This is a genomic window from Streptomyces tyrfis, assembly GCF_037034285.1.
GTDB lineage: Bacteria > Actinomycetota > Actinomycetes > Streptomycetales > Streptomycetaceae > Streptomyces.
In genome coordinates this window covers 168398-180196 of sequence record NZ_JBAGJZ010000007.1, presented here as the reverse complement: position 1 = coordinate 180196, position 11799 = coordinate 168398, and the positions used below count along the sequence as shown (strand labels likewise).

At 72.3% G+C, this 11799-nt stretch carries 12 protein-coding genes and 1 tRNA gene; 9 read left to right on the top strand and 4 right to left on the bottom strand.

What is annotated here, in order from left to right; all coding sequences use genetic code 11:
* Positions 1-140: 140 nt before the first annotated feature.
* Together WA762_RS07970 and WA762_RS07965 are read right to left on the bottom strand one after the other, a co-directional pair.
* Positions 141-1628, bottom strand: coding sequence for a serine/threonine-protein kinase (locus tag WA762_RS07970; RefSeq protein WP_335934095.1), 1488 nt, complete (start codon positions 1626-1628; stop codon positions 141-143).
* 230 nt (positions 1629-1858) lie between these two features.
* Positions 1859-2407 carry a helix-turn-helix domain-containing protein gene (locus WA762_RS07965; protein ID WP_335934094.1) on the bottom strand — a complete coding sequence of 183 codons (549 nt, stop codon included), beginning with the start codon at positions 2405-2407 and terminating at the stop codon, positions 1859-1861.
* Between the two features lie 171 nt (positions 2408-2578).
* Between WA762_RS07965 and WA762_RS07960 the strand changes: the two genes are divergently transcribed.
* Positions 2579-2651: transfer RNA gene (locus WA762_RS07960), tRNA-Ala, on the top strand.
* 132 nt (positions 2652-2783) lie between these two features.
* On the opposite strand, the gene WA762_RS07955 is transcribed toward WA762_RS07960, so the two are convergent.
* On the bottom strand, positions 2784-3473 hold the full coding sequence (locus WA762_RS07955; protein WP_335934092.1) for a DUF5324 family protein: 690 nt from the start codon (positions 3471-3473) through the stop codon (positions 2784-2786).
* Between the two features lie 528 nt (positions 3474-4001).
* On the opposite strand from WA762_RS07955, the gene WA762_RS07950 reads away from it, so the two are divergent.
* Together WA762_RS07950 and WA762_RS07945 are read left to right on the top strand one after the other, a co-directional pair.
* A complete protein-coding gene (locus WA762_RS07950) occupies positions 4002-4529 on the top strand; it encodes a peptidylprolyl isomerase (RefSeq protein ID WP_335934091.1) in 528 nt (175 codons plus the stop codon).
* A 198-nt stretch (positions 4530-4727) separates the two neighbouring features.
* A complete protein-coding gene (locus WA762_RS07945; protein WP_335934089.1) occupies positions 4728-5630 on the top strand; it encodes a rhomboid family intramembrane serine protease in 903 nt (300 codons plus the stop codon).
* A gap of 563 nt (positions 5631-6193) precedes the next feature.
* Here WA762_RS07945 and crgA read toward each other — a convergent pair.
* Entirely contained in the window at positions 6194-6448 is a 255-nt protein-coding gene (crgA, locus tag WA762_RS07940; RefSeq protein WP_335934087.1) for a cell division protein CrgA, read from the bottom strand.
* Positions 6449-6589: 141 nt separating this feature from the next.
* Here crgA and WA762_RS07935 point away from each other — a divergent pair, with 141 nt between their 5' ends.
* The 6 genes from WA762_RS07935 (at position 6590) to WA762_RS07910 (ending at position 11736) form a co-directional block, all read left to right on the top strand.
* Positions 6590-7357 carry a DUF881 domain-containing protein gene (locus tag WA762_RS07935; RefSeq protein ID WP_335934086.1) on the top strand — a complete coding sequence of 256 codons (768 nt, stop codon included), beginning with the start codon at positions 6590-6592 and terminating at the stop codon, positions 7355-7357.
* Positions 7358-7414: 57 nt separating this feature from the next.
* Positions 7415-8152 (top strand): class E sortase, encoded by a 738-nt coding sequence (locus WA762_RS07930; RefSeq protein WP_335934085.1) that lies wholly within the window; start codon positions 7415-7417, stop codon positions 8150-8152.
* 58 nt (positions 8153-8210) lie between these two features.
* The gene (locus WA762_RS07925; protein WP_335934083.1) at positions 8211-8393 is read left to right on the top strand and encodes a hypothetical protein; all 183 of its coding nucleotides are present in this window, start codon (positions 8211-8213) and stop codon (positions 8391-8393) included.
* Entirely contained in the window at positions 8390-9028 is a 639-nt protein-coding gene (locus WA762_RS07920) for an aminodeoxychorismate/anthranilate synthase component II (RefSeq protein WP_335934081.1), read from the top strand. The genes WA762_RS07925 and WA762_RS07920 overlap by 4 nt, the downstream gene beginning before the upstream one ends.
* A 605-nt stretch (positions 9029-9633) precedes the next feature.
* Positions 9634-10980 (top strand): class E sortase, encoded by a 1347-nt coding sequence (locus WA762_RS07915; protein ID WP_443080543.1) that lies wholly within the window; start codon positions 9634-9636, stop codon positions 10978-10980.
* Between the two features lie 27 nt (positions 10981-11007).
* Complete coding sequence (locus WA762_RS07910; RefSeq protein WP_335934079.1) at positions 11008-11736, top strand: class E sortase; 729 nt, start codon at positions 11008-11010, stop codon at positions 11734-11736.
* The last annotated feature ends 63 nt before the right edge of the window (positions 11737-11799 follow it).

The following is an 11799-nucleotide window of genomic DNA, read 5'->3' as shown; positions in this document are numbered from 1 at the left end:
CGGCCCCGCCGTCCGGGCGCGTGCCGGGAGGCGGCGCGTGCCGGGAGGCGGCGTGTGCCGGACGGCGGCGCGTGCCGGACGGCGGGTGCGTGCCGGACGGCGGGCGCGTCGGATACGCCGGAGGGGGCCGGGCCGGAGGCTCAGGCCTGGGTCAGCGCCCAGATGCCCACGGCGAAGCAGAGCAGGGCCACCACCAGGACCGGGACGGCCACCTTCGCGGGCGGTCCGGGACGCCGTACCGGTACCGGAACGGCGCTCCCCGGATGCGGCGCGTCCGCCGGTCCGGGGCCGGGGAACGGCGGACGGCCGGAGGTGTACGCCCGGGTGAGGGCCGGATCGCGCGACACCCCGGCCGTCGGGAGCTGCGACGGGTCCGGCGCGGCGGCGGCCGGAGGGAAGGCCGCGGCGGGCGCGGCCGCCGGGTCCTGCGGCCCGGACGGCCCGGGCGGTACGGCGGACGCCGGGTCCTGCGGGGCCGTCGGCGCGGGCTGCCGGGGCGGCGGCGGGAGGTGGAAGCTGCCCGTCTCCGACATCGACACGGGCGGCTGCGCGGGGGGCGACGCCACGGGCTGCGCCGACCGGGCGGCCTGCCCCTGGCCGGCCGGGAAGCTCTGCTCGGTCCGCGGGCCCTGGCCCGGGTACGGCTCGGCCCCCGACGGCGGGCCCTGCCGCCGCGACTCCGGATGCCGCGCCCCCTGGTGGGGGGAGCCCTGCTCCGGTCCGGGCGCCTGGCCCGGCCGGGGCGCGGCCTCGGGGCCGTCGGGGCCGAAGCCGGCGGGCAGCGGGCCGATGTGGTCGAAGACCTCCACCGGCTCCTCGTCGTCACCGGCCTCCGGCAGCATCTCGACCGCGGCCGACAACGCCTTGCGCGCCCCCGTCGCCGTACGGAACCTGGCCTGGGGGTCCGGTTGCAGCAGCCCGGCGAGGACCTGCCAGAGCGGTTCCGGAATGCCCTCGGGGGCGCCGGGGGTGCCGTGCGCCGCGAAGTGCTCGACGAGGGCCCGCGAGTCCGGCTTCTGCCCCTGGAGCAGATAGAGCGAGACCAGCCCGACCGCGAACAGGTCGGCGGGGAAGTCGGGTTCCGCGCCCATCATCTGCTCGGGCGCGAAGTAACCCGGCGTCCCGACCACGTAGTTGGTCTCGGTGAGCCGTGGTTCGCCCTTCCGCATGGAGATGCCGAAGTCGGACAGCCGCAGATGCGGACGGCCCGTTCCGGTGGCCTCCAGCAGGATGTTGGCGGGCTTGATGTCCCGGTGGACCACGCCCTCCGCGTGCACCGTGGAGAGCCCGGACAGCAGCTGGTCGAGCAGCACGCAGACGAAGCGCGGCGGCAACGGCCCGTAGTCACCGATCAGATGGGCGAGCGAACCGCCGCTCACCAGATCCATGGTGAACAGCACCTTGTCGTCGTCCGCGGCCCAGCTGGCCGGGGCCAGCACGTGCGGATGCTCGATCCGCAGCGCCTGCTCGCGAACGAAACGCAGCAGGGTGTGCGCGTCGCTCTGCTGAAGGACCTTGGCCGCCACATAGCGTCGGCGGCGATGGTCCCAGGCGCGCCAGACGGCCCCGACCCCACCGCGTCCGATCGGATCGATCAGTTCGTACCGACCGGCGAAGACCTCACCCATTGCGCTGTGCCCGCTCCCCGTTCCTGTCTCGGCTCCTGCCCGGCTCCCGGGAAAGCGCCCCGGGAGGTGACGGGCCGTCCACGGCCGTGATGCCCGCCGGCTCAGTGTCCCCCGGATCCGGCGACGTCGGCGTCATGCCCACGGCTCCGGGGTCCCCGGCCTCCGGCGTACCGGCTCCCGGCGTTCCGGCCTTCGGCGCCCCCGGCTTCCGGCGTTCCGTGAACGGGCCCTCAGCTCTGGTGTCCCTCGTAGTGCGCCACCGCGTCCGCGGTGCGCCCCGCGCCGTACACCTTGAGGAACTCTGCCAGTTCCGGGTGGGTCGGGGCGAGGGAGTCCGCGGCCTCGATGATGTCGCCGGCCGCCGCGACGGACCTCAGCAGCGACTGGATCTCGCGCACCACGCGCCGGACGGTCGGGGCGCCGCCGGTGTGCGAGGTCTGGCTGGTGGCGGTGAGGACGGACCCGCCCTGGGACTTCTTGATCTCCTCCATGCGCTCGGCGGCCTCGCCGGCGCTGACGCTGCCGTCGGCCACCTGACCGGCCAGTTCCTGAAGGGCCTGGACGCGCTGGACGACCGCGGGGTTGCCGATCTTCGCGCGCTGGCCGCTCATCAGCTGGGAGAGCATGGGCGCGGACAGCCCGAGGACAGCGGCGAGCCGGGCCTGGTTCAGGCCGAGGTCGTCGATCAGGCGGCGGAACAGCGCCCCGAGGGGCTCTCCGTACCAACTGCGCTGAAGCTCCCTGGCTCTGGCCGTCGCCTCTTGCTGAGCTGCATCCATGGCGTCTCCCCTTCGCTGCCGCTTCGCTGCTGCGAACCTCGTCGTGCATCTTACGGAGAGTGGTTGCCGACCGGGAGTCCCCCTTTTCTTGCGAGATCCCCGGGGAGACCCGGTACTCTGGTCTGCGGCGGTGGCCGAGGCGCTGAAACGTCCGGTGTTGTCCGCCTTCCCGGGGCCTTAGCTCAGTTGGTAGAGCGCTGCCTTTGCAAGGCAGATGTCAGGAGTTCGAATCTCCTAGGCTCCACAGACGACATGACGAAGCGGGCACCGGAAGATCCCAGGATCTTCCGGCGCCCGCTTCGTCATGCGAGGACCGCTTTGCTCGGGAGCCGGACGCCGTCGGTCGGCGGCAGGGCCTCGGCCCGCTCCGGACCCTCTAGTCCTCCTCGGTCTCTCCCGGCTCCCTGGGTTCCGCCCTGGAGCTTCCCCCGGCCTCCGGGCCGGAGCCGTCGACCGAGGACAGCGGGGCGCGGTCGGAGACCTCTGTCGGGGCGGGCGGCTCGACCAGCCAGTCGGGGTTGGCCTGCTTGTCCCACCACCGCCAGGCGGCGTAGGCGGCGCCCGCGACGAGGCCGGTCAGGAGGAAGCCCCGGCATAGCCGCCCGGTCCTCGCCCGCCGTTCGTGCTTCCTGGACAGTCGCCTGATCTCGTCGGCGGTGACCTGGCTGCGCAGTGCGGCCAGCGCCGCCGCGCTGCGGGCCGACGCCTCCTCGGCGATCGGCTGGGCCATGGCCATCGCATGCCCGACGCGCGGTGCGGCGTAGGCCGCGGTGCTGCGGGCGGCCCGGCGGGTGTGGTGCGCGGCGCGCTGTGCGGCCTCGTCGATCTTGGGCGGCACATGGGCGCGGGCCTGTTCGATACGTGGTGCGAGATGTGTGCCGTAGTGGACACGGGCCTGCCGGGCGGCCCTCGACACCCTCGGCGCGAGCCGTGCGCGGGCCTCGCACGCGAGAAACGCGGCCTGCTCCTTCGCCGTGTCGGCGTAGGGCGCCACCACTTCCGCGGCGTGCTGCACGCTGTCCCTGGCCGATTCGGTTGCGGCGCGCACGCTGTCGATGCGGGTCACGGGATCCTCCTCCTTGGTGGCGGGTGGTTAATCCGCCTTTCCACCCATTCAAAGATCATGCCTGCCGGCGGCGGCTCCGGCACGTGGGGCGGGCATCCGGGTCAGGCCGCGGGGTCGTCCGGGCCGGCTGGACCGTCCAGGCCGGCCGGGAACGGTCTGCGGCTTCGGAGTGACGTGGTGCAAGGGAGCTTGCCGAGCAGAGGGCCGGGGTTCGGTCCAGCCCGCGCCGGTTCGTCACGCGCTTGGCCGCACGCGTTCCTGCGGGGAGCGGCATGGACGCGTCGGACACGGCGTACGGGACGGACCCGGCCGGGCAGGACGTACGGCGTACGGGAACGAACGGGGCGTACGGGAGCGGGCGGGGCGTACGTCGGCGGACAGGGCGTACGGGAGCGGTCGGGAATCGGGCAACGAGGTGAGCGGGGCGTGCGCGAGGCGGCGGCAGAGCGCCGGAACGCGCGGTCCGTGCGAGGATCGACGGGCGTCACCGAACACCTGACGTCACCGAGGACTCACGGAAGGCAGATCGTGGCCGAGCAGCTTTACGCCACTTTGAAGACCAACCAGGGCGACATCCAGATCCGGCTCCTGCCGAACCACGCGCCCAAGACGGTCAAGAACTTCGTCGAGCTCGCCCGGGGCGAGCGCGAGTGGACGCACCCCGAGACCGGCAAGAAGTCCACGGACAGGCTGTACGACGGCACCGTCTTCCACCGCGTCATCAGCGGCTTCATGATCCAGGGCGGCGACCCGCTGGGCAACGGCACCGGGGGCCCGGGGTACGAGTTCGGCGACGAGTTCCACCCCGACCTGGCCTTCACCAAGCCGTACCTGCTGGCCATGGCCAACGCCGGCCCGGGCACCAACGGCTCGCAGTTCTTCGTGACCGTGGCGCCGACCGCCTGGCTGACCGGCAAGCACACCATCTTCGGCGAGGTCGCCGACCCCGCCAGCCAGAAGGTCGTCGACGCCATCGCGTCCGCCCCGACCAACCCCCGCACGGACCGTCCGGTGGAGGACGTCGTGATCGAGTCGGTCGTCATCGAGAGCCGCTGATCCGTCCGCGAGAGCTGTTGATCCGTCCGTGAGAGCCGCTGATCGCCCGGGGTCATCGGATGATCACGTTCTGATCGTCCCGTTGGGGAACCAATCGCCCTGCTCGTCCGTACTCGTTACATGGCGGACGGGCGGGGCCGTGTTGTCGCGTGCCGCCGCCACGACGAGGACCGAGGGGACCGGGAAGTGATGGGACCGATGGACGAGCAGCCGCCGGGAGGCCGGGACCGGCCCGCCGCCATGGACGGTTCGCTCAGTTGCTACCGCCATCCCGACCGCGGGACGCACATCCGCTGCACCCGCTGCGAGCGCCCGATCTGCCCCGACTGCATGGTCAGCGCCTCGGTCGGCTTCCAGTGTCCGGACTGCGTCCGGACCGGGTCCGGTACGGGGCATGCCCCGGCCGCCTCCCATCCGCGTACGGTCGCGGGCGGCGTCATGACGGCCGATCCCCGGCTCGTCACCAAGATCATCCTGGGGATCAACGTCGCCGTGTACCTCGCCGTCCTGGCGAAGGGCGACGAGCTGGTCAACGAACTGCTGCTGCTGGGCCGCGCGACCACCTACTACGGCGGCCCGCTGGAGGGCGTCGCCGAGGGGCAGTGGTACCGCCTGGTGACGTCGATGTTCCTGCACCAGGAGATGTGGCACATCCTCTTCAACATGCTGGGGCTGTGGTGGCTCGGGGGGCCGCTGGAGGCGGCGCTCGGCCGCGCCCGCTATCTCACCCTCTATCTGCTCTCCGGCCTGGCGGGCGGGGCGCTGACGTACTGGCTCTCCGCGCCGGTCCAGGGCTCGCTCGGCGCGTCCGGCGCGATCTTCGGCCTGCTCGGCGCCACCGCTGTGCTGATGCGCCGGCTGAACTACGACATGCGCCCGGTCTTCGTGCTCCTCGCGGTGAACCTGGTCATCACGTTCAACCCGTGGGGCGGGATCGCCTGGCAGGCGCACGTCGGCGGGCTGATCGCCGGCACGCTGATCGCGATCGGCATGGTGCACGCGCCCCGGCAGCGGCGGACGCTGGTGCAGTACGGCACCTGTGCCCTGGTCCTGCTGGCCATCGTCGGGATCGTCGTCGCCCGCACGGCCGCGCTGACCTGAGGCGACGCCGACGCGCGGATGCGGGCACGGCGCCGAGGCGGGGCGCGATGCGCGGTGCCGAGGCGGGGCTGGGGGCTTTATCGGGCCGAGGACGTCGCCGGTCCGTTCCGGAGGTCGGACACCGCCGTGGTTGTCCACAGCATGTGCCCGATCTTGTGCGTTCTGTGGGAACGCCTGATCCCCTTGTCGCTCAACCGGGTCTTTTCCAGCGGAGACAAGGGGTACCGCTGCCTCCGGACGGAGGCAGCGGCGGCCGCATCGGTGTCAATCGGCGGCGAGTTATCCACAGATCGTCTGACCTTTTCCCCCGCCTGTGGATAACTCTGTGGGTAACTCGGGGCAAGGGTTGTGCGACCGGGCCCCGCTGTGGCATGGGGCCACTACCGCCGACGGAGGCCACGACCGCCCATGGGGCCACTACCGCCGATGGGACGGACGGGACGCCATGGGGCAGGGCCCGGGGCGCGGCGCCTCGCGGGAGGGGCGGACCGGGGCGGACCGGGACACGCCTCAAGAGGGGCCGGACCGGGTCCGCCCCGGTCCCGCCTGCTCCAGCTGTGTTCCTACTTCCACTGGGTGGAGACGCCGAAGCCGCCGGCGATGAAGCCGAAGCCGACCACGATGTTCCAGTTCCCCAGCGACTTGACCGGCAGGCTGCCGTCGGTCACGTAGAAAACGACGATCCAGGCCAGCCCGATCAGGAAGAGCGCCAGCATCACCGGCGCCACCCAGCTGCGGCTGGTCAGCTTCAAGTTGGTCGCCTGCTTCGCCGGAGGGGGCGTGAAGTCGGCCTTCTTGCGGATACGTGACTTCGGCACGAGGAACTCTCCTGTCGATGCGCTGCGTGACCGCGCAGGTAACTGTGGCTGGTGTCGGGGGTGGGTGCGAGGGGGAATGCCTCCTCCCCCGGGCGTCCGTTAGCGTAGTGCTTCCGTGGCTCCGAAGGAGATAAGGGTACGTTGAGCAATTCCGCCGACTCCCCCCGAGGACCGGGTCGCCGCATCTTCCGGCACCCGGCCCGGGTGCTCACGGCTGCGGTCTTCGCTCTCGCCGGACTGATCTTCGTCACCAGCGCCAACACGGCCAAGGGCACCAATCTGCGCACCGACTCCTCGCTGCTGAAGCTCTCCGACCTCATCCAGCAGCGCAGCGGGAAGAACGCCCAGCTGGAGGAGACCAACGGGTCCGTCCGCGAGGACATCGACGCCCTCGTCCGGCGCGATCACGGCGCCACCGAGGAGGAGAACGCCCGGCTCAAGAAGCTGGAGCGGGCCGCGGGCAGCGACAAGCTCTCGGGCCGGGCGGTGTCGGTCACCCTCGACGACGCCCCGCCCGACGCCACCGCGAACCCGGGCTACCCGGACCCCCAGCCCAATGACCTGGTCATCCACCAGCAGGACCTCCAGGCCGTCGTCAACGCGCTCTGGCGGGGCGGCGCCCAGGGCATCCAGGTCATGGACCAGCGGCTCATCTCCACCAGCGCGGTCCGCTGCGTCGGCAACACACTGATCCTCCAGGGCCGGGTCTACTCCCCGCCCTACAAGATCACCGCCGTCGGTGACCCGGCCGGCCTCAAGCGGGCCCTCGACGACTCCCCCGCGATCAACAACTACCTGCTGTACGTGAAGGCCTACGGGCTCGGCTGGAAAGTCGACGAGCACCGGGCGGTGACTCTTCCCGGCTACTCGGGCACAGTGGAGCTCCACCAGGCGAAGCCGGTGGGCTGAGCGGGCCTCCGCCGGGCCTGACCGGCGGGGCGGCGAGCGGCCGGGGGAGGGTGGCACGTGTCGGTGCGACTGATCGTCCGGACGTTCAGCGAGTTCTGCATCACCGTCGGCGCCCTGATCGTGCTCTTCGTGGTCTATGTGCTGTTCTGGACCGGGGTGAGGGCCCAGGGCGCGGCCGAGGACCAGCTCGACGCCCTGCGCGGCCAGTGGGCCCGGGGCGGCCCGGCCGCCGCGCCCGCGTCCCCCGGCCCGTCCGGGACCCCGGCGCCCTCCGCGTCCGCGCCCGCGACCCCGTCCGCGACGCCGGTCGCCCCCGCGGCGTACCGGGACGGCAAACCGTTCGCGATGCTGTACATCCCCCGCTTCGGCAAGCGCTGGGAGTGGCCCGTCCTGGAGAACACCGAGGCCGGGACCCTGCAGAAGGGAATCGGGCACTACGCCGGGACCGCCCGGCTCGGTGCGCGGGGGAACTTCGCGCTGGCCGGGCACCGCCGCACCTATGGGGACCCGTTCAAGGACTTCCCGAAGCTCCGTCCGGGGGACGCGGTGCTGCTGACGGACGGGACGACCTGGTTCACGTACCGGATCGACCGGAAGCCGTACCGGACGGTGCCGAGCGACATCGGGGTCATCGACCCCGTACCCCGCGCGTCCGGCTACGACGGGCCGGGGCGCTATCTGACACTGACCACCTGCGACCCCGAATGGGGCAGCAGCCACCGGCTGATCGCCTGGGCGCACCTCGACGCCACCCAGCCCGTGGGCGACGGACGGCCGACGGCTTTCCACAGCTGACCCACGGCTCCGCCCCGGCCCTTTAGTCTGGATCCCGTACCGATTTGGAGGGGACAGCATGTACGGCTGGATCTGGCGGCATCTGCCGGGCAATGTGTGGGTGCGCGCGCTCATCTCGCTCGTGCTGGTGCTGGCCGTCGTCTACGCGCTTTTCCAGTACGTCTTCCCGTGGGCGGAGCCGCTGCTTCCGTTCGGCGACGTGACGGTCGACGGGGCGAGCGGACCGGGGGCCGGCCGATGAGCGCCCGCATTCTCGTCGTGGACAACTACGACAGCTTCGTCTTCAACCTCGTCCAGTACCTCTACCAGCTCGGGGCCGACTGCGAAGTCCTCCGGAACGACGAGGTGACCACGGCGCACGCCCAGGACGGCTTCGACGGCGTCCTGCTGTCTCCCGGCCCCGGCGCCCCCGAGCAGGCGGGCGTCTGCGTGGAGATGGTCCGCCACTGCGCGGCGACGGGCGTCCCGGTCTTCGGGGTCTGCCTCGGGATGCAGTCGATGGCGGTGGCATACGGGGGAGTGGTGGACCGCGCCCCGGAGCTGCTGCACGGCAAGACCTCGCCGGTCGTCCACGACGGCACGGGCGTCTTCACCGGCCTGCCGTCCCCCTTCACCGCGACGCGGTACCACTCGCTCGCCGCCGAGCCGGACACGGTCCCGCCGGAGCTGGAGGTGACGGCCCGCACCGCCGACGGCATCATCATGGGGCTGCGCCACCGCGAACTTCCGGTGGAGGGCGTGCAGTTCCACCCCGAGTCGGTGCTGACCGAGCACGGTCACCTGATGCTGGCCAACTGGCTGGCGCAGTGCGGCGACACGGGGGCCGTCGCGAGATCGGCGGGGCTCGCGCCGGTGGTGGGCAAGGCCGTCGCGTGACCGAGCTCCGCCCCGAGCACGACGCCGGACAGGACGGCCCGTACGAGCGAGGAGCGTACGAGCCGTCGGGCGCGTTCGAGGCGGCGGGAGCCTCAGGGGGACCGGAAGCCCTTGAGGGCTCCGGGGCTCTCGGGGACTCGGGGGCCTTCGGGGACTCGGGGGCCTTCGAGGCGGCGGTCGGCCGGCTGGCCGACCCGCTGAACGACCCACTGCCGGTTCCGGTTCCGGTTCCGGCTCCGGGGCAGCACCCCTCGCCGTGGTTCCGTGCGGACGGCCCGCCGTCGGAGAGACCGGGCCCGGGGCAGCGCGAGGGGGGCCGGCACCGCGCTCCGGAGCGGCCGGAGCGACCGGAGCAGAAACGGGCCGACGCCCCGGCACCGGACCACGCGCGGCCGTCGCGGGCGGCGGCCTCCCAGGAGACCCCGCCCGAGTGGTACGACCCCGAGGGCTTCGAACGGGACTGGTACGGGCCGCGGAGCCCCACGCCGGCACCCGGGGCGCGGTCGGTCGGCCCGCCGTCCCCCGCCCCCGCTCCCGCCTCCTTCCCCTCGGCGTCCCCGGTGCCCCCGGCGTTCCCGGTGTCCCCGGTGTCTTCGGCGTCCCCGGTGCCCCCGGCGTCTTCGGCGTCCCCGTCTTCCGGGACACCGGTCTCTCCGTTCTCCGGGGCGCCGGCATCCCCGTCGGTCGGGGGCCCCGCCCCTTCGCCTTCCGGAGCCGCGGTAGGCCCCTCCTCCGAGGGCCCGGTCTCCCGCTCGCGCTCTTCCGCGGTCCCGGCCGGAGCAGCCCCCGCCGTGGGCGACGCGGCGGCCGGGTCGCGCGGCCAGAGCCCCGGGGGCCAGGGCGGACCGAGGAGCCCGGATGCGCCGAGGGGCCAGGAGGGACCGAGAAGCCCCGGCGGCCTGGTCGATCGCGGCGGCCCGGTCGATCGCGGTGGCCCGACGGGCCCGGGCGTCCGGACGGATCCGGGCCTTTCGGCGGATCCGGGCGGCCCGATGGAGTCGACCCGGCGGATGCCCGCCATTTCCGTACCCGCCCCCGGGCCGGACTCGGCCCCGGAACCGGATCCTGAGCGTGCGGCGGACCCGGAGCGCGGGCCGGACCGGGCTCCGGAGGAGCCGCGCACCGGAGGCCGTGCCGAGCGCCGTCGCGCCGCGAAGGCGAAGGGCCGCCGTCGCGCCGAACCGCGACAGGGGCCCGCGAACCCCGCTCCGCCGCCGACGCCCGGCAGACCCATGTCGCGCGTCGAGGCACGGCGTGCGGCGCGTGCCGCCAAGGACAGTCCGGCCGTCGTAGCGAGCCGGGTCGTCGGCGAACTCTTCATCACGCTGGGCGTGTTGATGCTGCTGTTCGTCACGTACCAGCTGTGGTGGACGAACGTGCGCGCCGACCAGTACGCCGGCAAGGAGACGCACAAGATCCAGGACAACTGGGCGAAGGCGAAGGGCGACCGCACCCCGGGCGCCTTCGAGCCGGGGCAGGGCTTCGCCATCATCCACATCCCCAAACTGGACGTGGTCGCCCCGATCGCCGAGGGCATCAGCAAGGAGAAGGTCCTCGACCGGGGCATGGTCGGCCACTACGCCGAGGGCGCGCTGCGCACCGCGATGCCGTCCGCCGAACGGGGGAACTTCGCGCTCGCCGGTCACCGCAACACCCACGGCGAACCCTTCCGGTACATCAACCGGTTGAGCCCCGGCGACCCGATCGTGGTCGAGACGCAGGACGCGTACTACACGTACGAAATGACGAAGATGCTGCCGCAGACCTCGCCGTCCAACATCTCGGTCATCGGCCCGGTGCCCCCCGAGTCGGGATTCACCGGACCCGGCCGGTACATCACCCTGACCACCTGTACACCGGAATTCACGAGTACGTACCGGTTGATCGTCTGGGGCAAGATGGTCGACGAACGACCGCGCAGCAAGGGGAAGCCCGACGCGCTTCTCGACTGACACTTCATCACCACAGGGACGGGTGCGGTGACCACGAGGACCGAGCACGAAGAGCTGACCGGCGAGTCCGCGCCCCCGCCGCGGCGTGCGGGCCGCCATCCCATCGCGGCCGCGATCAGCGTCTTCGGTGAGCTTCTGATCACCGCGGGCCTGGTCCTGGGGCTCTTCGTGGCGTACTCCCTGTGGTGGACCAATGTGCTCGCCGACCGCGAGGCGACGAAGCAGGGCGACACCGTCCGCGACCGCTGGGCGGAGGGGCCGGGCGCTCTGGACACCAAGGACGGCATCGGCTTCCTGCACGTCCCGTCGATGAAGAACGGCGAGGTGCTGGTCAAGAAGGGCACCGACACCGAGAACCTCAACGATGGCATCGCGGGCTACTACACGGACCCGGTGAAGTCGGCCCTGCCCTGGGACAAGGAGGGCAACTTCACCCTGGCCGCCCACCGCGACGGCCACGGCGCCAAGTTCCACAACATCGACAAGATGAGGACGGGCGACGCGATCGTCTTCGAGACCAGGGACACCTGGTACGTCTACAAGGTGTTCAAGGAGCTTCCCGAGACGTCGAAGTTCAACGTCGACGTGCTGCAGCCGGTGCCGAAGGGGTCCGGCGCGAAGAAGCCCGGCCGCTACATCACGCTGACGACCTGCACCCCGGTCTACACGTCGAAGTACCGCTACATCGTCTGGGGCGAGCTGGTGCGGACGGAGAAGGTCGACAAGGACCGCACGAAGCCGGCGGAGCTGCGCTGAGACCAGGGCCGAGGGGCCCCGCAGGGCCCTGACCGTCCCGCAGGGCCCGGCGACCGTCCCGCT

What these genes read in the sequence shown, in the direction of transcription:
- WA762_RS07965 (WP_335934094.1), bottom strand. Translation starts at nt 2,407, where the DNA reads ATGGATGCAGCTCAGCAAGAGGCGACGGCCAGAGCCAGGGAGCTTCAG.
- WA762_RS07925 (WP_335934083.1), top strand. Translation starts at nt 8,211, where the DNA reads ATGTACGGCTGGATCTGGCGGCATCTGCCGGGCAATGTGTGGGTGCGC.
- WA762_RS07970 (WP_335934095.1), bottom strand. Translation starts at nt 1,628, where the DNA reads ATGGGTGAGGTCTTCGCCGGTCGGTACGAACTGATCGATCCGATCGGA.
- WA762_RS07945 (WP_335934089.1), top strand. Translation starts at nt 4,728, where the DNA reads ATGGACGAGCAGCCGCCGGGAGGCCGGGACCGGCCCGCCGCCATGGAC.
- WA762_RS07920 (WP_335934081.1), top strand. Translation starts at nt 8,390, where the DNA reads ATGAGCGCCCGCATTCTCGTCGTGGACAACTACGACAGCTTCGTCTTC.